General features: G+C 60.4%; 19 protein-coding genes. 8 read left to right on the top strand and 11 right to left on the bottom strand.

The genetic code is table 11. The features are described from left to right. Positions 1-49 precede the first annotated feature (49 nt). From purD to ACMG4M_RS13875, 3 genes are all read left to right on the top strand, one after another. On the top strand, positions 50-1,336 hold the full coding sequence (gene purD / locus ACMG4M_RS13865; protein WP_035250198.1) for a phosphoribosylamine--glycine ligase: 1,287 nt from the start codon (positions 50-52) through the stop codon (positions 1,334-1,336). A 71-nt stretch (positions 1,337-1,407) separates the two neighbouring features. Further along, positions 1,408-2,463: a cyclic nucleotide-binding domain-containing protein gene (locus ACMG4M_RS13870; protein ID WP_414430219.1), complete on the top strand. Its 1,056-nt coding sequence runs from the start codon at positions 1,408-1,410 to the stop codon at positions 2,461-2,463. Then, the gene (locus ACMG4M_RS13875; protein WP_349379999.1) at positions 2,435-5,230 is read left to right on the top strand and encodes a hybrid sensor histidine kinase/response regulator; all 2,796 of its coding nucleotides are present in this window, start codon (positions 2,435-2,437) and stop codon (positions 5,228-5,230) included. The genes ACMG4M_RS13870 and ACMG4M_RS13875 overlap by 29 nt, the downstream gene beginning before the upstream one ends. Here the strand turns inward: ACMG4M_RS13875 and ACMG4M_RS13880 are convergent. After that, positions 5,169-6,200, bottom strand: coding sequence for an AraC family transcriptional regulator (locus ACMG4M_RS13880; protein WP_414430220.1), 1,032 nt, complete (start codon positions 6,198-6,200; stop codon positions 5,169-5,171). The genes ACMG4M_RS13875 and ACMG4M_RS13880 overlap by 62 nt on opposite strands. Beyond that, on the bottom strand, positions 6,187-7,662 hold the full coding sequence (locus tag ACMG4M_RS13885; protein WP_335627793.1) for an AAA family ATPase: 1,476 nt from the start codon (positions 7,660-7,662) through the stop codon (positions 6,187-6,189). The genes ACMG4M_RS13880 and ACMG4M_RS13885 overlap by 14 nt, the downstream gene beginning before the upstream one ends. Positions 7,663-7,922: 260 nt before the next feature. On the opposite strand from ACMG4M_RS13885, the gene coq7 reads away from it, so the two are divergent. Further along, positions 7,923-8,582, top strand: coding sequence for a 2-polyprenyl-3-methyl-6-methoxy-1,4-benzoquinone monooxygenase (gene coq7 / locus ACMG4M_RS13890; protein ID WP_035250209.1), 660 nt, complete (start codon positions 7,923-7,925; stop codon positions 8,580-8,582). A 275-nt stretch (positions 8,583-8,857) separates the two neighbouring features. Here the strand turns inward: coq7 and speD are convergent, their stop codons facing one another. Together speD and ACMG4M_RS13900 are read right to left on the bottom strand one after the other, a co-directional pair. Beyond that, positions 8,858-9,664 (bottom strand): adenosylmethionine decarboxylase, encoded by an 807-nt coding sequence (gene speD, locus ACMG4M_RS13895; RefSeq protein ID WP_052043094.1) that lies wholly within the window; start codon positions 9,662-9,664, stop codon positions 8,858-8,860. A gap of 131 nt (positions 9,665-9,795) precedes the next feature. Next, entirely contained in the window at positions 9,796-10,221 is a 426-nt protein-coding gene (locus tag ACMG4M_RS13900) for an OsmC family protein (protein WP_035250212.1), read from the bottom strand. A 300-nt stretch (positions 10,222-10,521) separates the two neighbouring features. Here ACMG4M_RS13900 and crp point away from each other — a divergent pair, with 300 nt between their 5' ends. Beyond that, positions 10,522-11,151, top strand: a complete 630-nt coding sequence (gene crp / locus ACMG4M_RS13905) for a cAMP-activated global transcriptional regulator CRP (protein WP_035250214.1) — start codon at positions 10,522-10,524, stop codon at positions 11,149-11,151. 453 nt (positions 11,152-11,604) lie between these two features. Here crp and trpC read toward each other — a convergent pair whose 3' ends face one another. Genes trpC through trpE form a run of 4 tightly spaced genes read right to left on the bottom strand, consistent with a single transcriptional unit; the run spans position 11,605 to position 15,549 of the window. Continuing rightward, positions 11,605-12,399 (bottom strand): indole-3-glycerol phosphate synthase TrpC, encoded by a 795-nt coding sequence (gene trpC, locus ACMG4M_RS13910; protein ID WP_272963064.1) that lies wholly within the window; start codon positions 12,397-12,399, stop codon positions 11,605-11,607. Between the two features lie 14 nt (positions 12,400-12,413). Beyond that, positions 12,414-13,457 (bottom strand): anthranilate phosphoribosyltransferase, encoded by a 1,044-nt coding sequence (trpD, locus tag ACMG4M_RS13915; protein WP_297770248.1) that lies wholly within the window; start codon positions 13,455-13,457, stop codon positions 12,414-12,416. Next, on the bottom strand, positions 13,454-14,056 hold the full coding sequence (locus tag ACMG4M_RS13920) for an anthranilate synthase component II (RefSeq protein WP_035250222.1): 603 nt from the start codon (positions 14,054-14,056) through the stop codon (positions 13,454-13,456). The genes trpD and ACMG4M_RS13920 overlap by 4 nt, the downstream gene beginning before the upstream one ends. Further along, a complete protein-coding gene (gene trpE / locus ACMG4M_RS13925; RefSeq protein ID WP_414430221.1) occupies positions 14,056-15,549 on the bottom strand; it encodes an anthranilate synthase component I in 1,494 nt (497 codons plus the stop codon). Before trpE ends, ACMG4M_RS13920 begins: the two co-directional genes overlap by 1 nt. A 457-nt stretch (positions 15,550-16,006) precedes the next feature. Here trpE and ACMG4M_RS13930 point away from each other — a divergent pair, with 457 nt between their 5' ends. Genes ACMG4M_RS13930 through ACMG4M_RS13940 form a run of 3 tightly spaced genes read left to right on the top strand, consistent with a single transcriptional unit; the run spans position 16,007 to position 17,366 of the window. Next, positions 16,007-16,465, top strand: coding sequence for an MOSC domain-containing protein (locus ACMG4M_RS13930; protein ID WP_335627789.1), 459 nt, complete (start codon positions 16,007-16,009; stop codon positions 16,463-16,465). Further along, positions 16,462-17,028, top strand: coding sequence for a DUF1415 domain-containing protein (locus ACMG4M_RS13935; RefSeq protein WP_414430222.1), 567 nt, complete (start codon positions 16,462-16,464; stop codon positions 17,026-17,028). Before ACMG4M_RS13930 ends, ACMG4M_RS13935 begins: the two co-directional genes overlap by 4 nt. Next, positions 17,025-17,366 (top strand): DUF3301 domain-containing protein, encoded by a 342-nt coding sequence (locus ACMG4M_RS13940; protein ID WP_414430224.1) that lies wholly within the window; start codon positions 17,025-17,027, stop codon positions 17,364-17,366. Before ACMG4M_RS13935 ends, ACMG4M_RS13940 begins: the two co-directional genes overlap by 4 nt. Before the next feature lie 96 nt (positions 17,367-17,462). On the opposite strand, the gene ACMG4M_RS13945 is transcribed toward ACMG4M_RS13940, so the two are convergent. From ACMG4M_RS13945 to ACMG4M_RS13955, 3 genes are all read right to left on the bottom strand, one after another. Then, complete coding sequence (locus ACMG4M_RS13945; RefSeq protein WP_297770230.1) at positions 17,463-18,014, bottom strand: response regulator transcription factor; 552 nt, start codon at positions 18,012-18,014, stop codon at positions 17,463-17,465. Positions 18,015-18,017: 3 nt separating this feature from the next. Next, positions 18,018-19,346 carry an ATP-binding protein gene (locus tag ACMG4M_RS13950; RefSeq protein ID WP_414430225.1) on the bottom strand — a complete coding sequence of 443 codons (1,329 nt, stop codon included), beginning with the start codon at positions 19,344-19,346 and terminating at the stop codon, positions 18,018-18,020. A gap of 117 nt (positions 19,347-19,463) precedes the next feature. Continuing rightward, positions 19,464-20,174: an SURF1 family protein gene (locus ACMG4M_RS13955; protein WP_272962888.1), complete on the bottom strand. Its 711-nt coding sequence runs from the start codon at positions 20,172-20,174 to the stop codon at positions 19,464-19,466. Positions 20,175-20,284: the final 110 nt, after the last annotated feature.

The following is a 20,284-nucleotide window of genomic DNA, read 5'->3' on the forward strand; positions in this document are numbered from 1 at the left end:
AGTGCCCTCTGTGGTAAAAAAGCATTTGATCTTACAAGGTTGAAGCAAGATGAAAGTTCTGGTGATTGGCGGCGGTGGCCGCGAGCATGCGCTGGCCTGGAAAGTGGCCCAGGCTGAGCAGGTAGAAAACGTGTTTGTGGCGCCGGGCAATGCCGGCACTGCCCGCGAAGCCAAGTTGGAAAACGTGGCCATTGATGTGCTGGATCAGCCTGCCCTGCTGGCATTTGCCCAGGACAATAACATTGACCTGACCATCGTCGGCCCGGAAGCGCCACTGGTGGAAGGGCTGGTAGACAACTTCCAGGCCAATGGCCTGAAGTGTTTCGGTCCCAGCAAGGCGGCGGCGCAACTGGAAGGCTCCAAAGCCTTCACCAAAGATTTCCTGGCCCGCCAGAACATTCCTACCGGCGCCTACGGCAACTTCACCGATATGGACGAGGCCCTGGCCTATGTCCGTGAAAAGGGCGCCCCCATCGTCATCAAGGCCGACGGCCTGGCGGCGGGTAAAGGCGTGATTGTCGCCATGAACCTGCAGGACGCCGAAGACGCCGTGCGCGACATGCTCGACGGCAACAAGTTTGGCGACGCCGGCCACCGCGTGGTGGTGGAAGAATTCCTGGAAGGCGAGGAAGCCAGCTTTATCGTCATGGTGGACGGCAAGAACGTGCTGCCCATGGCCACCAGCCAGGATCACAAACGCGTCGGCGACGGCGACACCGGCCCCAACACCGGCGGCATGGGTGCCTACTCCCCGGCCCCGGTGGTCACCGATGCGGTCTACCAGCGCATCATGGACGAGGTGATCACTCCCACCGTGGAAGGCATGGCCGCCGAGGGTATGCCCTACACCGGCTTCCTTTACGCCGGGCTAATGATCAACCCGGATGGCGCCCCCAAGGTCATCGAGTACAACTGCCGCTTCGGTGACCCGGAAACCCAGCCGATCATGATGCGTCTGCAATCCGACCTGGCCGCCCTGTGCCTGGCAGCACTGGACGGCAAGCTGGACCAGACCGAAATCCAGTGGGACCCGCGCCCCACTCTCGGCGTGGTCATGGCCGCTGGCGGCTACCCGGACAGCTACGACAAGGGCGACGTGATCGACGGCCTGGATCAAGCCGATTCCGACACCGTGAAGGTATTCCATGCCGGTACCGCCGAGAAAGACGGCCAGGTCGTCACCAGCGGCGGTCGCGTTCTCTGCGTGACCGGTGTCGGCGATACCGTCAGTGAAGCCCAGGCCAATGCCTACTCCGGTGTGAAGCAGATCACATGGCGCGACGCCTACCACCGCACAGACATCGGTTACCGTGCAGTGGCCCGCGAAAAGTCATAAAGTAATAGCCTCTACGAAATAAAGGTGAGCCTACTTTGGCTCACCCACTAACGAAGCACCGGGGGCTACCAATGAGCGATGTCGTCGCCGACATGTCTCGTCTCGAGAATTTCATTCCCTTTGACTGCCTGGGCGAATCGCATCTGAAGGAAATCCAGGGCCAGTTCGAAGTCATCAAGATCGACCCCGGGCGACTGCTGTTCAAACGCGGGCAGACCAGCCACAAGGCCTATTTTCTGGTGGAAGGTTCTCTGGATCTCACCGACGCCAGTTTCCAGGTACGCCACTTCGCCGCCGATGACGACGAGAATTACCTGGCGCTGGACAACTATCCGGAACACACCATCAACGCCATTAGCGCGGAAACCACCACCCTCTACGCCATCGACCGTAACAAGCTGGATCTGCTGATGACCTGGACCCAGGCCGCCGAATCCATGCTTGATGAAGACGATGACGAAAGCGAACGGGACTGGATGGATGCGCTATTGTCCTCGGAACTGTTTTCCGCCATACCACCGGCCATGATTCACAGCCTGTTCGTGAAATTCGAGGAACGTGACGTTCAGCTTGGCGAAACCGTGGTCACCGAAGGCGAGGATGGCGACACCTTCTTCGTCATCAAGCAGGGTAAGGCCATGGTCACCCGCTCCAAGGGGGCCAAACAGGAAACCCTGGCAGCCCTGTCCGCCGGGCGCTTCTTCGGTGAAGACGCCCTGATCAGCGACAGCCCCCGCAACGCCACCATCACCATGAGCAGCGACGGCGTACTGATGTGCCTGGGCAAGCAGGACTTCCAGTCCATCCTGCAGGACTCGGTAATCCGCCATCTTAGCGAAGACGAGCTGGATACCATGGTGCTCGAGGCTGAAACCGCCTGCATCCTGGTGGATGTGCGTCTGCCCATGGAGTTCCGCCACGACCGTACGCCGGGAGCCCGCAACCTTCCACTCAACGAACTACGCCGCGAAGTTCACAATCTGGAAAAGGATTTTTTCTATGTGGTGTGCGGAGATGGTCGACGCAGTGAGCTGGGAGCCTATATCCTCTCGGAAGCAGGCCTGAATGCCTATGTGCTGGACCGGGGAAAAGCGACGGATGCAAAAAAACCAACGGAAGTGGCCTGACTCTTTTCTGTTCAGAGGCGCTCTGATACTCCTGCTGGGCCTGGCTGGCAGCCTCTGCCGGGCCAACCCGGAACCACCTCCACCCTTTGTGATCCACAGCCTGCCAGATCAGGCGCGGATTACCATCTACTCCGAATACCTGCGCGACCCCTCCGGCGAGCTGGACATCCATACCGTCAGCCAGCTACCGGCCATGGATCACTTCCAGCCGGCCACCCGCTATATCGAACGCCTGGGCATTCGCAACGGTCACTGGTGGGTGCGCGTAGCTATCAAGAACGAACTGGGTAATCAGCACGATTTCGCCCTGCACCTGCGCGGTAATCCGGCGGCACAACTCTATCTACCGAACGCAGACGGCGTCTACCGGCAACTGGAGCCGGAACAGCGTATTACCGGTCGCGGCAGCAGTTTCCAGGTGCACCTACCCACCGGCGAAACCCGACTTGCCTATTTGCAACTGCCACCCCGGGCCTATCTCACTTACGGATTGACCCTGACCACCGTCAACCACTTGCTTGAGACCCAACAGCAGCAAAATGCCATCTACATGTTACTGGCCGGCGCCCTGTTGATCCTGGCGATTTATAACCTGATTGTCGGCGCTCTTCGCGGCGGAGCCACCTATTACTACCACTGCGGTTTTATCCTCAGCATTCTGTTGATCGGACTGACCCTGGCGGACTTGCTCCCCTGGGATCTCAGTCAAAATAACCTGCTTCATCCACGACTATTGTTTGCCGGCATGATGCTGGCCATGTGGTCGGCCACCGGCTTGTCACGCAGCTTTTTCAACCTGTCGGACCAGACCGGCTGGCTGCATTACTGCACCCGTCTGCTGCAGATGCTGGCCCTGGCCAATCTGCCTTTTACCGTGATTCTACCGCTGGCCGCCGCCGGCTACATCAGTTTCGCCCTGGTCACCATGGCCACCCTGTTTCTGCTCACCATGGGCTACACCGCCTGGCACCGGGAAATCACCGGCGGCGGCCTGTTTTTCCTGACATCTCTGCTGATCAGCTTTCCTGCATTGCTGATATGCCTGGCCTGCCTGGGAATCGTACAAACCGGCGCGGAACTCCCCCAATGGCTACTGGGCGCTACCGTGCTGGAGGCAATGACTCTGGGCATCGGCCTGCGGCTACAACACAGCCAGCAGGCTCGTATGCAGATCGAGAAGAAGCGCTCCGAGGCGGTTGCCGAAACCGTGGACAGCACCCGCCGGGAAACCCTGTCACGGATCGGCCATGATATTCGCACCCCGCTCAGTGGCATCCTGGGCATGGCGGAAATTCTTGGCGACACCCCGCTTACCCCCAACCAGCGCGAATGCGTCGGCGCCATCCAGAATGCCGGCGACAGCCTGCTGCGCATCATCAATGACGTACTGGAGCATTCGCAGCTATCCACCCAGGGGGCCGATATCAATCACAGCGCCCTGGACATCCATGACCTGATCATGGAAGCCATCGACCTGTTCAAGGAAAAGGCCGAGGAAAAACAGATCGAACTGATCACCCACGTGCATACCAATGTGCCCACAAGGGTAATCGGTGACGCGGGGCGACTGCGCCAGATCCTCACCAACCTGATGGGCGCTTTGGTACGCCATGGCAGCCACGGGGAACTGGTGGTGGATGTCTCCATGGAGCCCACCGGCCAGGCGGACCGGGTGCGCTTCGGGTTCTCCGGTAGCGCCATCAGCGACGACATTCTCAAACGCCTGCGCAGCACCACCAAACAACCAGAAAGCAGCCACCTCAGCCTAGCCATCGCCGAGCAGCTGGTGGAAGCCCTGCACGGCCGCATGGGCACCCTTCAGGATCAGCGCGGCGCCCATTACTGGTTTGTGGTTCCCCTGCCGCCAGAAATCACCGATGCGCCATCTCCTGTAATGGTGGATACCTCCGCGCTGGAAGGTCGCAGCCTGCTGGTAGTTGATGATTCCAGCACCGTAACCCGGGTGCTTCGCCATCACGCCCTGTCCTGGGGCATGCGTGTCACCGCCTGCCACGACCCCCGTGAAGCACTGGCCTCCCTGCGGACCCAGGCCAACATCAACGAGCCCTATGACGTGGTGGTGCTGGACCACAACATGCCCGGCATGGACGGCATGCAACTGGCCGCTCGGATCCACGAGGACCCGGTGATCATGCATCCCACCGTGCTGGTGATGCTCACCGGCATCAGCCTGGCCCCCACCGCCACCCAGGCCCGCAACGTGGGCATCCACCGGGTGCTGTCAAAACCGGTTTCCGCCCCCCGTCTCCGCCAGGTACTGGCCGAGGAACTGGGGCTGGGCCACCGCCCCATTCCCACCAAGACCGAGCACAAGCCCGACCCACAACTGAACATCCTGGTAGCAGAAGACCATTACCTGAGCCAGAAAGTGATTCGTGGCATGCTTGCCAAACTGGGCCTCAAGGCTGACATCGCCTCCAACGGCCAGGAAGCACTGGCCCTGGCCGAGAAGCACCGCTATGACCTGATCCTGATGGATTGCGAAATGCCGGAAATGGACGGCTTCGAGGCCACCCGACGGATTCGTCAGTACGAGCAGAAACAGGGACTTCCGGCAGTGCCCATTGTCGCCCTCACCGCCCACATCCTGCGCGAGCACAAGGAACGCAGCCTGGCGGCGGGCATGAATGCCCACCTGCCCAAGCCGGTGGAGTTGAATGTGCTTCGCGATACCCTGGTGCGCTTTACCCGCCCCGACGCCACTGATTCGGACTTGTTCCTCGCCAACGACGAAATGCCCGACTGAAAGAACTGGATTCGGCGAAGCCCAGCAGCAGGGCGATTTCGGTCAACGACAGCGCCGGGTCCTGCAGATACAGCTCCGCCAGACTCTGGCGCAAACCATCCAGGATTTCCGCAAATCGCAATGAACGGCGCGCCAGCCGGGCGCTGAGCGTGCGGGCGGGCATACCCAGGCTATCCGCCACGGATTCCAGCGATGGCTCGCCATCCGCCAGCTGCTGATAGATGCGGGCGCGCACGGCACTGACCAGATTGGTATTAGCGTCAAAGTTGGCAAGCAGGTCACGGGCCTCGCGCTCCATCATGACCGACAACCCAGGATCTGCCGATTCCAACGGCAGCGACAGGTACTCCGCCGGCAATTCCACCCCGTCGAAATCCGCCGAGAACCGCACCGGCGCATCAAAAAACGCCTGATAGCGTTGCTCATCCTCCGGCGCCGGGTGGCGAAAACACACCCTGGTAGGACTCAACTGCCGGGCTATCAGCGGGCGCATAAACGCCACCCAACCGGTTACCGCCGCCTCAGTGAGATAACGGCCCGGCTCGCCGGCCAGCGGGCACTGCCAGCTCAAACGGACTGTGTCGACATGGTGCGACAGTTGCGTCTCTCCCAGCTTGCCGGACAGGCTTTCAAAGCGGATCAGACGCTCGATGGCCTGGCCCAGATCGCGGCTGGCCAGAATCACATAACCCAGCACTTGATAAGAGCGCGGCTTAACCCGCTTGCCGATTTCGAAGCCCAGCCCGGAATCGCCGCAGGCCTGCAGAATCACCAGGAACAGCCGCAATACATCCACCAACGGCAGCAACTGTCCCGGCTCCGCAAACGGTGTCTCGCTGAGCCCGGCCTGCTCTAGCACCGCGTCCCGGGACAAACCGTAATGATCCAGCAACGGCGGCAGCACCGCATCCACATAGGCCGCAGTGAGACTGCGATCAGAGCCCGCCAGGCCGGGATCAAGCACCGGCATGAACCGCCCTGCCCTGGCACCACTGCCGCAGCCGCGCCAGGGATTCCGCCATGGTCACCGACAGCGGCACGGTGGCCGCCAGCTCAGCCTCCAGCAGCGCCTGGTCCAGCACGCCATCGGCAGCGCTGGCACTGTAGAGACCGGCCACCACGGCCTGTTCGATTTCCGCCCCGGTAAACCCGTCGCTGTGCGCAGACAGGGTGGGCAGATCAAATCGCTCCGGCGCCTGGCCGCGTTTTTCCAGGTGAATGCGGAAAATCACCTCGCGCACCGCCGGCGATGGCAGATCCACAAAGAAGATTTCGTCCAGGCGCCCCTTGCGGATCAGTTCCGGTGGCAGGCGCTCGATATCGTTGGCCGTGGCCACCAGGAACACCTGGCTCTGGTTTTCCGCCATCCAGGTGAGCAGGGTACCGAGCACCCGCCGGGAGGTGCCGCCATCGTTGTCGCCCACGGCGATGCCCTTCTCGATCTCATCGATCCACAGCACACAAGGGGACATGGTTTCCGCCAACTCCAGGGCCTCGCGCACGTTGCGCTCGGATTCGCCGAAGAACTTGTTGTAGATCGCCCCCATGTCCATGCGCAGCAGTGGCAACCCCCACAATCCGGCTACGGCTTTGGCAGCCAGGCTTTTGCCGCCGCCCTGCACGCCCACCATCATGATGCCCCGTGGACTGTCGATATCGGTTTGCCCGTGAAACGCTTGCTCTCGTTTGCCCAACCAGTCTTTCAGACCCTGCAAGCCGCCCACGTCGGCAAAGCTTTCCGTGTCGTACTCATAGCTGAGCACGCCGTCCATTTCCATCAAGGCAAACTTGGCCTTGTTGATCTCCGGCAGGTCCGCCTCGGTAATGGCACCGTCATGGATAATCGCCCCCCGGGCCAGCTTGCGGGCATCTTCCACGCTCAGGCCACGCAGGTTGCGCACCAGTCGATCGAGTGAGTTCCGGTCCGCGCGCACCCGCTCGCCTTTCTCCTGTTTGAACCGACGGGCCTCATCCTGAACGATGTGCTCCAGCTGCTTCTCGTCCGGCATGGACAGGGAAAAACGGGTGCAGTAACGACGGATTTCCGGGGGAATGGAAAACTGGTGGCTGATCAACACCAGGGTGTGATGCAGGCGCTCATGATGCAGGGCAATTTCCTTGAGCAGGCGCACCTGTTTGGGCTCACCCTCCAGATAAGGATGCAAATCACACAGGGCATAAATGCCCGGCTCATTGGTGCCACGAATCTGGCCCAAAACGGCGTCGGGTTCCACCGTATGCTTCTGGCTGGGCGCCTCCTCGAATTCCAGCCGGCGCAGGCCATCCACCCCGTTCCAGGCGAACACCGGCCGGCCCTCGCGCATTCCCAGGCGGCGAATCAGATCCAGCGCCCGCAATTCCTCCCAGGTCTCGATGACCACGATGGGATAGCGGGATTCCAACAGCATTTTCAGGTCGTTCAGGTCACTCATGGTTTTACGCTGGCACGCCTCACGCAACAGGCTTCACGCTGGCTTGCATCGCCCTTGTTATTTTGTTTTGTCAGTAGGAGCGACGCTTGAGTCGCGAATCCGGGCTTGCCTCGCACAATTCGCGACTCAAGCGTCGCTCCTGCAGCACCCCCACACACCCCAGGGTGATTTAATTAAAGCGCTCTTAGGCTACACTAGGAGTCCCTTACTTTTCACGCGTGCAAGCATGTTGCATGTTTGCGTGCCAGCGATCATCTGCCATGACCGAACGTCGACTGTCACCGCTGGATAAACTACTGGCCCGGGCCGATAACGCCCTGCGCACCCTGACGCCGGGTACCATCCAGGCGGAGCGCGCCCCTGCCCATGCGTCCGCGGAGCCGGATGCCCCCGAAGCCGGCAGCCTGCCCACCGACAAGCGCCGTCATGTGCTGGGACTGATGCGCATCAACCATACCGGTGAAGTGTGTGCCCAGGCCCTGTATCAGGGCCAGGCCAGCACCGCCAGCCTGCCCCATGTGCGCCATGCCATGGAGGAAGCAGCCCGTGAGGAAGAGGATCACCTGGCCTGGTGCGAGGAGCGGATTCAGGAGCTCGGTGGTGTCCCCAGCAAGCTTAACCCGCTGTTCTACGCCATGAGCTATGCGGTAGGCGCCACTGCCGGCCTGGTCGGCGACCGCTGGAGCCTGGGCTTTGTGTCGGAAACGGAAAACCAGGTGGTCAAACATCTGGAAGCCCACCTGTTCCAGGTCCCGGAAAGCGACCTGCGCACCCGCGCCATTCTGGAACAGATGAAAAGCGACGAACTCAAACACGCCGTCACCGCCAAAGACGCCGGCGGCGCAGACCTGCCCCCACCAGTTCGCCACGCCATGACACTGATGAGCAAGGTGATGACGTTCACGACTTACAGAATCTGATCGGCGCGCTGAAAAAGCACCTGTAGGAGCGCCTCTTGAGGCGCGAACCGAGCCTTGGCGAGGCAACCCTTCAAAACCCTACTGATCTTTCTATCGAAACTCTGTCACGGTTTGGAGTGTTTGATCTCCCTGCGGGCGATTCCGTGCTTCGCACGGTTCGCGCCTCAAGAGTCGCTCCTACAGCGGCTTCGTAGCCAACAACAAAAAAGCCGCACCCAAGAGGATGCGGCTTTTTTGTTTTGCTTGGAGCTTGAAGCTTGTAGCTCGAAGCTTCCTTACCCCATATTCCGGCTGTAGAAGATCTCCAGCATCTCGGTGCGCAGGCGCTCCTCGATCTGCTCCAGCTCTTCCTTCTCGAATTCGTCACTGCCGGCACCGAACAGATAGTTGTCGATGTCGAAGTCCTTGAGCAACATCTTGGTGTGGAAGATGTTCTCCTGGAACACATTCACGTCGATCATCTGATAGGCGTTCTGGGTGTCTTCGGTGAGGAAGTTCTGGATCGAATTGATGTCGTGATCAATGTAGTGCTTGGTGCCATCCAGATCCCGGGTCATGCCCCGCACCCGATAGTCGACAGTGACGATATCGGAATCGAAGCTGTGGATCAGGTAATTCAGCGCCCGCAGGGGTGAAATCACCCCACAGGTGGACACATCTACGTCCACTCGGAAGGTGGAGATACCGTTATCCGGGTGGGATTCCGGGTAGGTGTGCACCGTTACATGGCTCTTGTCCAGATGCGCCACCACGGAGTCCGGCAGCGGGCCAGGCGCTTCTTCATCCCAGTCAGTGCCATCCGGCGGACTCTCATGCTCGGCAATCAGCATGGTCACGCTGGCGCCCTGGGGATCGTAATCCTGGCGAGCCACGTTGAGCACGTTGGCGCCGATGATCTTGGTCACGTTGGTGAGAATCTCGGTGAGACGCTCGGCATTATACAGCTCGTCAATATACTCGATGTACTCCTTGCGATGCTGTTCCGTCTTCGCATAGGCGATATCGAAAATATTGAAGCTCAAGGATTTGGTCAGGTTGTTGAAACCATGAACCGTAATCTTGGGATTGGGATCTTTCACCACAGCTGTACCCCGTAGGCGTCACCGCCACAATAAAACCAACACACCACCGCAGACTCTGCGGCTACCTGTTTGCGAGACCTCAGGGCCTCAGCTTGCCTCCGGCTTGCGCCGGACCGTTGACCGGGCAGGAATCAAGCTTCCTGCCCCTCAATGGTATAACTATGGGTGATCTCAACACCACCTCGGGTCAGCATGATGCTGGCCGAGCAATACTTTTCAGCAGACAGCTCCACCGCCCGCTTCACCTGGTTTTCTTTCAGGTTATTGCCGCTGACGATGAAGTGCAGATGAATCTTGCTGAATACCGCCGGCACCTCATCAACACGCTCGGCGGTCAACTCACAGCGGCAGTCCGTCACGTCCTGGCGGGACTTCTTGAGGATATGCACCACATCAAAGGAGGAACAACCGCCAACACCCAGCAACAGGGTCTCCATGGGACGCGGTCCCCGGTTCTGACCACCGTGATCCGGCGGACCATCCATGAGCACCGTATGGCCGCTTTCTGTCTGCGCTTCATAGCAGGCTTCACCCTGCCATTTAACCACTGCTTTCATGGGGGATCTCCCAGGTTCCAGTCACCGCTCCAGGCTGCCTTTATCCAGCCCCGAAAGGGGGCGCAGAGTACCATAGCGCGGGGGCGCCGCCACCCCCCTGACAGCCCCGGATGGCAGATAATTTTGCCACCGGGCAGCCCTCCCCATTGCCTGCTGATCCGGTGCCGGTCAGCCATAAACCACCGCTGAGCCTGTGAAAATTGAGAGTGAGAGCCAGTTCCCTTGGCATCAATGATAAAAACAGGCAATATCCTTACGCTTACCAGCTAAGACATTTTTCTGGCTTAATATTGAGCACCCATGACTGACGGCAACAAAATTATTCCAAATCTGGACCAGTTTCTGGCCCACTGCCATCGCCGCAAGTACCCGGCGAAGAGCACCATCATTTATGCGGGTGATGAATCGGATGCGCTTTACTATATTTTGAAGGGCTCCGTGACGGTCATGATCGAAGACGACGATGGTCGCGAGATGATCATGGCTTACCTGAATGAAGGGGATTTCTTCGGTGAAATGGGGTTGTTCGAGAACGACCCGTCACGCTCTGCCTGGGTAAAAGCAAAGACTGAATGCGAAGTCGCCGAAGTCAGCTACGGCAAATTCAAGCAACTGGCCCGGGAAGACGCCGACATCCTGTTCGCCGTCTCCGCCCAGATCGCCGGTCGCCTGCGCGCCACCACCCGCAAGGTGGGCGATCTGGCGTTCCTGGATGTGACTGGCCGTGTGGCTGGCACCCTGCTGGACCTGTGCAAACAGCCCGACGCCATGACCCACCCGGACGGCATGCAGATCAAGGTCACCCGCCAGGAAATCGGCCGCATCGTCGGCTGCTCCCGGGAAATGGTCGGCCGGGTACTGAAGAACCTGGAAGAACAGGGGCTGGTGTCTGTTAAGGGCAAGACCATGGTGGTTTACGGAACGAGATAAGGCAGTTAACAGTTAATAGTTAATAGTGAACAGTTAACAGCGCCGCGGACCAGGTTGTTCTGTCATTAAACGCAAGAGGCCGCGCCCATCATCTGGGTGCGGCCTTTTTGTATCTGGCACTCTACCTCACTAAATGCCATCCACTGAGGAATGCACCTGCAGGAGCGCCTCTCTCTGTGCCCCGCGAGTATGAGGCGAGAGCCGTGCGTAGCACGGAATCGACCGAAGGGAGGTTGGGGCGCCCTGACTGGATCGAGAGGTCTGGCTGGATCTGCAAGGATTGCCTCGCTGTCGCTCGGTTCGTCCCCTGAAAGGGAACTCCTACAGCGGCTTCGCAGATATGGGCTGTCCAAAACAAAGGGCCGCACCCTCTTCATGGGCGCGGCCTCAAACTTCTCTGCGCGGCACCAACCTTACCCGCGCAGCTATTAACTATTAATTATTCACTATTAACTAAAAAAACAAGGCTTTAAGCGCCGCCCCCGGGTCCTCCGCCCGCATGAAGGCCTCGCCCACCAGGAACGCATTGATGCCGTTCTTGCGCATCAGCGTCACGTCTTCCGAGGTGTGGATACCGCTTTCGGTGACGATCATACGGTCGCCGGGGACCTTTTCCGCCAGCGTCAGGGTAGTATTCAGGCTGGTCTCGAAGGTATGCAGGTTGCGGTTGTTGATGCCGATCAGCTCGGCGTTGAGCTTGACCGCCCGCTCCAGCTCTTCTTCGGTATGCACTTCCACCAGCACATCGCAGCCGGCCTGCTGTGCAGCGTGGTACAGCTCGTTCATCTGCTCATCAGACAAGGCCGCCGCGATCAGCAGAATGGCATCAGCCCCCATGGCCCGGGACTCGAATATCTGCCAGGGGTCGATCATGAAGTCCTTGCGCAGCACCGGCAGATTGACCGCGTTACGTGCTGCACGCAGGTAATGCTCATCACCCTGGAAGAAATCTTTGTCGGTGAGCACCGACAGACAGGCCGCGCCGTTTTTCTCGTAGCTGCGGGCAATCTCCACCGGATCGAAATCATCACGGATCACACCCTTGCTGGGGGAGGCCTTCTTGATTTCGGCGATCACTGCCGGCTGGTGGTCACGCACCCGGTCAAACAGGCTGGAAATGAATCCCCGGGACTTGCGCTCGTTGGCAGCCATGGCCTCCAGCTCACCCAGGGTGTAGTTGTTCTTGCCGACCGCAATTTCTTCCTGCTTGCGGGCAATGATCTTGTCGAGAATGGTGCCTGTGCTCATAACCGCTCTCCTTATCAGTCCGCAGCGGTGAGGGCCGTGCTGTATTGAGCCAGTTCACGCATGCGCTCTGCTGCCTCTCCATTGTGTATCAGGTCTTCGGCCATTCGTACCCCTTCTTTGTGAGTCCGGGTAATGCCGCTCACATAGATGGCCGCCCCCGCGTTCAGGGCAATCATGTCCGCTGCCTTGCGGGCCGCGTCACTGCTGCGTTTGCCGAAGGCATCGCGAATCAGGGCCAGGGAGGCGTCGGAGTCGGTCACATCCAGGCCGACCAGTGAATCGGAGTCCAGCCCCAGGTCTTCCGGCGTCACCTCGTATTCGCTGATTTCCCCGTTACGGCATTCCGCCACATGGGTACGGGTGGCCAGGCTGATCTCGTCCAGGCCATCCCGGCTATGCACCACCATCACGTGCTCGGCGCCCAGCCGGCCCATCACCTCCGCCATGGGGCGGCACAGTTTCTCGGAGAAGACCCCCACGACCAGACGCTGCACGCCGGCCGGGTTGGTCATGGGGCCGAGAATATTGAACAGGGTGCGCATACCCAGTTCCTTGCGCGGGCCCACCGCGTATTTCATGGCCTTGTGGTGGTTGGGGGCAAACATGAAGCCCACTCCCACGTTATCCACACAGCTGCCGATCTGTTCCGGGGTCAGGTCCAGGGCGATTCCAGCGGTTTCCAGCAGATCCGCCGAGCCGCTTTTGGAGCTCACCGACCGGCCACCATGCTTGGCAACCCGGGCCCCGGCCGCCGCCGCCACAAAGGCGCTGGCAGAGGACACATTGAACAGGTTGGCGCCGTCGCCACCGGTGCCGACGATATCCACCAGGTACTGGCGGTTCTGCACCGGCACGGCGGTAACCAGCTCGCGCATCACCTGCACGCCACCGGTGATCTCGTCCAGGGATTCGCTCTTCATGCGCAGGGCTACCAGGAAGCCGCCGATCTGGGCGTCAGTAGCGCCGCCGGTCATGATCTGACGCATCACGTCCTGCATTTCCTCAATGCTCAGGTCGATCTGCTCGACCACCTTGGCCAGGGCCTGCTGGATATTCATGCGGCGTCCCCTTGTTGTTCGTTGTTCAGAAAGTTCTCGAGCAGGGCATGGCCATGCTCACTCAAAATAGACTCGGGGTGATATTGCACCCCTTCGATGGGCAGGGTTTTGTGCCGCATGCCCATCACCTCGTCCACACTGCCGTCCTCGTTGCAGGTCCAGGCGGTCATTTCCAGGCAGTCCGGCAGACTGTCCTTTTCCACTACCAGGGAGTGGTAACGGGTGGCCGTGTAGGGAGAGGGCAGGTTGCGGAAAATACCCACGCCACTGTGGTAGATCGGTGAGGTCTTGCCGTGCATCACCTGGCGGGCGCGCACCACCTTGCCACCGAAGGCCTGGCCGATACTCTGATGGCCCAGGCAGACCCCGAGAATCGGCAGCTTGCCGGCAAAGTGCTGAATGGCGGCAATGGAGATGCCCGCCTCGTTGGGCGTACAGGGGCCCGGAGAAATCATCAGCCGGTCCGGATTCAGCGCTTCAATCTCGTCGATGGAGATCTGGTCATTGCGGTGCACCAGCACCTCGGCGCCCAGCTCCTGCAGGTACTGCACCAGGTTGTAGGTAAAGCTGTCGTAGTTGTCGATCATCAGCACACGCATTACCGCTGCCCTCCGTCTGCCAGGTTGAGACCACCCAGTGCCAGATTCACCGCCCGAAACACGGCCCGGGCCTTGTTCATGGTCTCGTCCCACTCGGACTGGGGCACGGAGTCGGCAACAATGCCGGCGCCAGCCTGTACGTAGAGCCGTTGATCCTTGACCACGGCGGTACGGATGGCGATGGCGGTATCCATGTCACCGTTGAAACCGATATAGCCCACAGCACCGCCGTAGACGCCCCGCTTGGTGGGCTCCAGTTCGTCGATGATTTCCATGGCACGAATTTTCGGCGCGCCGCTCAAGGTGCCCGCCGGGAAGGTGGCGCGCAGCACGTCCAATGGCCCCAGGCCGTCGCGCAATTCGCCTTCCACATTGGAGACGATATGCATGACGTGGGAGTAACGCTCCACCACCATCTTGTCGGTGAGCGTGACCTTGCCGGGCTTGGCCACCCGGCCCACATCGTTACGGCCCAGGTCGATGAGCATCAGGTGCTCGGCGATTTCCTTGGGGTCGGCCAGCAGGTCTGCTTCCAGGGCCTGGTCTTCCTCGGCATTGGCACCGCGCTTGCGGGTACCGGCGATGGGTCGCACGGTGACGGCGCCCTGCTCTGCCCGGGTGAGAATTTCCGGGGAGGAGCCAGCGATATGGAAGTCCCCCAGATCCAGATAAAACATGTAGGGCGACGGGTTCAGGTAGCGCAGGGCCCGGTACAAATCCAGGGCCGGCGCCTTGAAAGGGCAGCTCATGCGCTGGGCCGGCACCACCTGCATCACGTCCCCGGCGAGGATGTACTCGCGCACCTTTTCCACACCGGCCTTGAACTGCTCCTCCGGGAATTCACTCTGAAAATCGCTCTCGTCCACGGGCTCGCCATAGACGGTATGCTCCGGCTCCGGCAAGGGCGCGCGCAGCAGGGTTTGCAATTCGTCGAGACGCTGCGCGGCCTGCTCGCCGGCGTCCGCGTCACGGGGATCCACATGTACCACCAGAAACAGGGCACCGCGCAGATTATCGAACACCACCACTTCTTCGGAGCGCATCAGCAGGATATCCGGCACGCCAAGCACATCCTCGCCGGGCGCCGGGCCCAGCCGGGGCTCGAAATAACGCACGCTGTCATAACCGAAGTAGCCCACCAGGCCGCCGTTGAAACGGGGCAGCCCGGGGATTTCCGGTGAGCGATACTGCTGACGGTAGTCTTCAATCCACTGGATCGGGTCAACCACCTCGGTGGTGGTTTCGCCCTGTTCATTACTGACAGTAACGGCCTGGCCGGTGATGCGAATCACTTCCGTGGCCGGCAGCCCGAGAATGGAATAACGGCCCCAGCGCTCGCCCCCCTGAACGGATTCAAACAGGTAGCTGTAAGGCCCCTGGGCCAGCTTGCGGTAGGCGGTCAGCGGCGTATCCAGATCCGCCAGCACCTCGCGTACCAGCGGCACCCGGGTATAGCCCTCTTGGGCATAACGATCCAGTTGCTGTTGTGACATGGTTGTCCCTATTGGTCTTCGCTCGGCCATTCAAACGCACAGGCCGACAAGTGCAACAATTGTAGAGGAAAAACAAGGCAAAAAGGGCGTGTCCGTGCAAGCGTTCAACACAGGCACAGAGGGAGCGTCACCATCGCCAGCTGGCGGGTGCGGAGAGGAAGGCAAAGCTGTTGATCAGGGCACGGTCCAAGGGGGACGTCCTTTCTCAAACGTGAAGATTCGGGGAATTCTAGCTAATGATAGCGCCCGACGCCAGACACTCCCCCCAGACCATGCCCCCGTTGGAGCCTTGCTCGCAAGGCGAAGGTTTCAGTGGGCACCAGGACGGATTCACCCCTCGCCTTGCGAGCAAGGCTCCAACGGCTATCGCCCCCTTAACAACGGTGGATTCAAGCGCGTTTTGGTAGACTGTTGCCTGAATGTCTGTGTTAGCCTCCGGCCTCAACCCAGGAGCCCCATGAAAATCCTCGCCCTTTACACTGCCAGCGAATCCCGCGGCCCTGTGGAAAGCCAGCCCGCCGTGCAGCTACGTGCCGGGTGCGGCATCGTTGGCGACCGGCATTACAAACGCAATGCAAAACCCGCCGAACAGATTACCCTGATCGAATCCGAAGCCATCGCTGCCTTCAACCGTGATTATCAACAGCAGGTTGAATCACACACCCTGCGCCGCAATGTCCTCACCGAGGGGGTGGACCTGAATGCCCTGGAGGGCCGGGAATTTCTGCTCGGCGATATCCGCCTGCGCGGCATCGAACTATGCGAACCCTGCTCCGTGGTGGGCAAATTGCTGGCCGGCGACCTGACACCCCCTCAGGTGGTCAAGGCCCTGCTGGGCCGGGGCGGCCTGCGTTGTGAAATCCTGTCCAGCGGCGTGGTTCGCGTGGGCGACAGCATCAAGACTGAGACCCCATGAATACCACTACACCGCAAACCGTTATCAGCACCACCCGCCAGTGGCTGGAGCAGGTCGTCGTCGGCCTCAACCTGTGCCCCTTTGCCCGCAAGCCTCTCGGTGCCGGCCAGGTTCACTTTGCCGTCAGCGACAGCCGCAATGTGGAAACCCTGCTGGTGGACCTGTACGACGAGCTGGAACGGCTCGATCACACCCCCGCCGAGCAGATCGACACTACCCTGCTGATCATCCCCGACCAGCTGGAGGATTTTCTCGACTATAACGACATGCTCGATCTGGCCGATGGCTTGCTGGAACAGCAAGGCTGGGAAGGCACCTATCAGATTGCCAGTTTCCATCCGGCCTATCAGTTTGCCGATACGCAGGTGGACGACCGGGAGAATTTTACCAACCGGGCGCCCTTCCCGATCCTGCATATCCTCCGTGAAGCCAGCCTGGACCGGGGCCTGGCCAGCTACCCGGACCCGGAACAGATCCCCGAGCGCAACATCGCCACTCTCAACGGCTTCAGTGACGACCAGTGGCGCAGCCTGTTCGGCAACCTGACAGGGAAAAAACCATGAGTCTGGATTTGACAGATATCGGCCTGGTCACGGCGGTGGTGGTAATCGCCGCCCTGTTCTGGCGCTCCCACGGCATCCGCGAACGGGCGTTGATTTACACCCGGCGATTTTGCCAACGGGAAGAGGTAGAGTTTCTGGATGATACCGTAGGGCTGGAAAAGCTGGCGCTGATGAAAGACCGCCACGGCAAACGGCGCATCACACGCATCTACCGCTTCGAATTCACCGTCACCGGCGGCGAGCGCTACCCCGGCCACACCTATGTGCAAGGCGGCCAGGTGCAGCGGGTCGAGCTGCCGCCCCACCGCTACACCCCGGACCCGGAACAGCTGCACTGAGCCGTACTGTAGGAGCGTCGCTGGCGGCGCGATTCCATATGGTGGCTATCGCGCCGCGAGCGACGCTCCTACGCGGCGTTGTTGAGAACTTCGAGGTTATTTAACGCGCTGCTTGCCCAGCTTCCTGGCCAGGGTGCGGCGGTGCATGCCAAGACGTCTGGCGGTTTCGGAGATATTGAAGCCGGTCTCTGCCAGGGTTTCGTGAATGCGTTCCCACTCCAGGGTTTTCAGATCGGTTTCCCGGGCGGTGAGGGCCACATCCACGTCGCCCTCGGCACGCAGGAAGGCGGCTTCAATGTCATCGGTGTTGGAGGGTTTGGCCAGGTAATGACAGGCCCCCAGCTTCACCGCTTCCACCGCCGTGGCAATACTGGCGTAGCCGGTGAGCACCACGATCAGCATATCTTCATTGTGCTCGTGCAGACTCTGGACACAGGCCAGGCCGGAGGCCTCTCCTTTCAGCTTCAGGTCGACCACCGCGTAACCCGGATCATGGTTTGCCAGCAGGGCATCCATTTCTTCCATGCCGGCAGCATGGATCACCGTATAGCCGCGTCGCTCAAAGGAACGGCTGAGGGTACGGGCGAATGCCTCGTCATCTTCCACGATCAGCAGCAACCGCTCTGTCTGTTGATCAACATCACTCACAACTTATTCCTCTTCCAGGATGACTGCGGACAGGGGCAACGACAGCATTACCACGGCACCGCCCTGGACCAGATTGCGGGCGCGCAGGTTGCCGCCCAGGGTACGCAGCACATTCATCACCAGGAACAGGCCCAGCCCACTGCCCGATCGTCCCTTACTGGATTGGTAGGGCCGCCCCAGGCTTTCCAGCATGGCCGGCGGGAAGCCAGGACCTCGGTCGGTCACCGAGATCACCAGGGTGTCGTCGTCACGGTGCACATCCAGACGCAGCCATTGCGGGGATGCCTCCAGGGCATTGTCCAGCACGTTATGAATACTTTGCTTCAGGGCCGAATCGGAGACGATGCTCAGGTCCTGGCCGAAGTCATTGCGGTAGATAAAGTCCTTCACTGGCCGGGTTTCCCGCCATTCGCTCACCAGGTCATCCAGGAATTCCCGAGCGGTGGTTTCCTCGGAGGATTCTCCCCGGGCCTCACCGGCGGACAGCAGAATGCCACTGACGATGGATTTGCAGCGCAGCACCTGGGTCTGCATTTCGCCGATTTCCTGGGCCATGTCCGGGTCGGATTTGAACGGCTCCATGTGTCGCCAGTCACCGAGAATCACCGACAGGGTGGCCAGCGGTGTGCCCAGCTCGTGGGCGGCACCGGAGGCCAGCAGCCCCATACGCACAATGTGCTCTTCCTCGGCGGCGCGCTGGCGCAGCTCCGCCAGATGCTCGTCGCGCTGGCGGCGATTGCGAGTAATGCGGTTGATAAAGATCACCAGCAGCACCCCGTTAAGCACAAAGCAGATGATCATCCCTTCGATATAGAGACTGAACAGCCCTTTTGAATGATCCAGCGGCAGCGGCAGCGGCTTGCCCGACCAGGCCAACCAGGCAAAACACAGGGTGGTGGTAATCAGGATCACCCAGGTGGACCACACCTTGAGCAGCACTGCACCAAGAATCACCTGCAACAGGTAAAGAAACACAAAGGGGTTGGTGGCCCCACCACTGAGATACAGCAGGATGGTCAGCGTCGCCACATCAATCAGCAGCGACAGAAACAGCTCGGTATTGCCGATGCTTTTCGGCAGCTTGAGGCGCAGCAGACTGACCGCGTTGAGCAACAGCAAACCAAACAGCACCACCAGCATCTGCCCCAGGGGCAGGGTGATGCCGAAACCAAAGTGCACCAGAAGGATGGTGGCCAGCTGACCGCCCATGGCGATCCAACGCAGCTGAATCAGCAGCTGCAGGTTCTTGCGGCCGGCCACATCTTCACTGGAACGGCGGATGGCCGCCAGGGGCGGGGTGCCGGCGGGAGCTGTCATTGTCAGTTTTTCCATGGCGAGTCAGTTTACCGACTTCGGCGTGAAGGTGTGAGGAGGTTATGGACCGGGCATGATGGCCGCCATGGCGAGGGCGGGTTCGCCATGCAAGCATAGCTCCTACAAAAAACGGCTTCAGCGCTTGCGCTGTTCGCGTACCACCAGCCAGGCCGCCAGGACCACACCCATCGCCAGGGCAAACCAGGTGATGGCGTAAACCAAGTGATTATTGGGGAAACGGATTACGGTGAGCCCACCAATCGGTCCGGGGTGGTCGCTGGCATCCGCATCGATAAAGAAGGGGGCCACCGGTGCCAGCCCGTGCCGCTCCCCCATGGCCAGCACATCCCGGGAATACCAGCGGTGTTTCGCGGGCACATTGTCCCGCAACAGGCCTCCGCCCGGTTCGTTGAGACGCAGCAAGCCGGCCACAGCAATCTCGCCGTCCGGAGTAAAGTCTCCCCGGCTGGCTTGCGCCCGCTCGGCCTGGGGCACGAAACCCCGGTTGATGTAGATCCAGCTACCATCCGCCCGCTGCAACGGCACCATCACCCAGTAGCCCTGGCCTTTTTCCGTGGCCGCCGCTACCAGCGAGATGCCGTCGGCAAGATATTTCCCGGTTAACTGAACACGCAGATATTCATGGGAGTCTTTACTGACGGCGGACCAGTCACCCTGCCCGGGCGCGTCTACCGGTAGCGCATGGACACGGACATCCACCCGGGCGATCAGATCCTCTTTCCAGCCCAGACGCTGCACCTGCCAGACGCCCAGTGCGATAAAGCCTGCAAAGGCCGCCAGACAAAACAGCAGAAACAGGAAAGAAAGAAGACGCCGACGAGCCATGGAGATGCCTCTTCAAACGAGGGAGAAACCTGTAGGAGGCTGCTTGCAGCCGAACCGTTTTACCTCTCAGGTCGGGGAGAGGGTTCGCTTGCAAGCAAGCTCCTACAGGG

The organism is Alcanivorax sp. IL3 (assembly GCF_047495465.1).
GTDB lineage: Bacteria > Pseudomonadota > Gammaproteobacteria > Pseudomonadales > Alcanivoracaceae > Alcanivorax > Alcanivorax jadensis.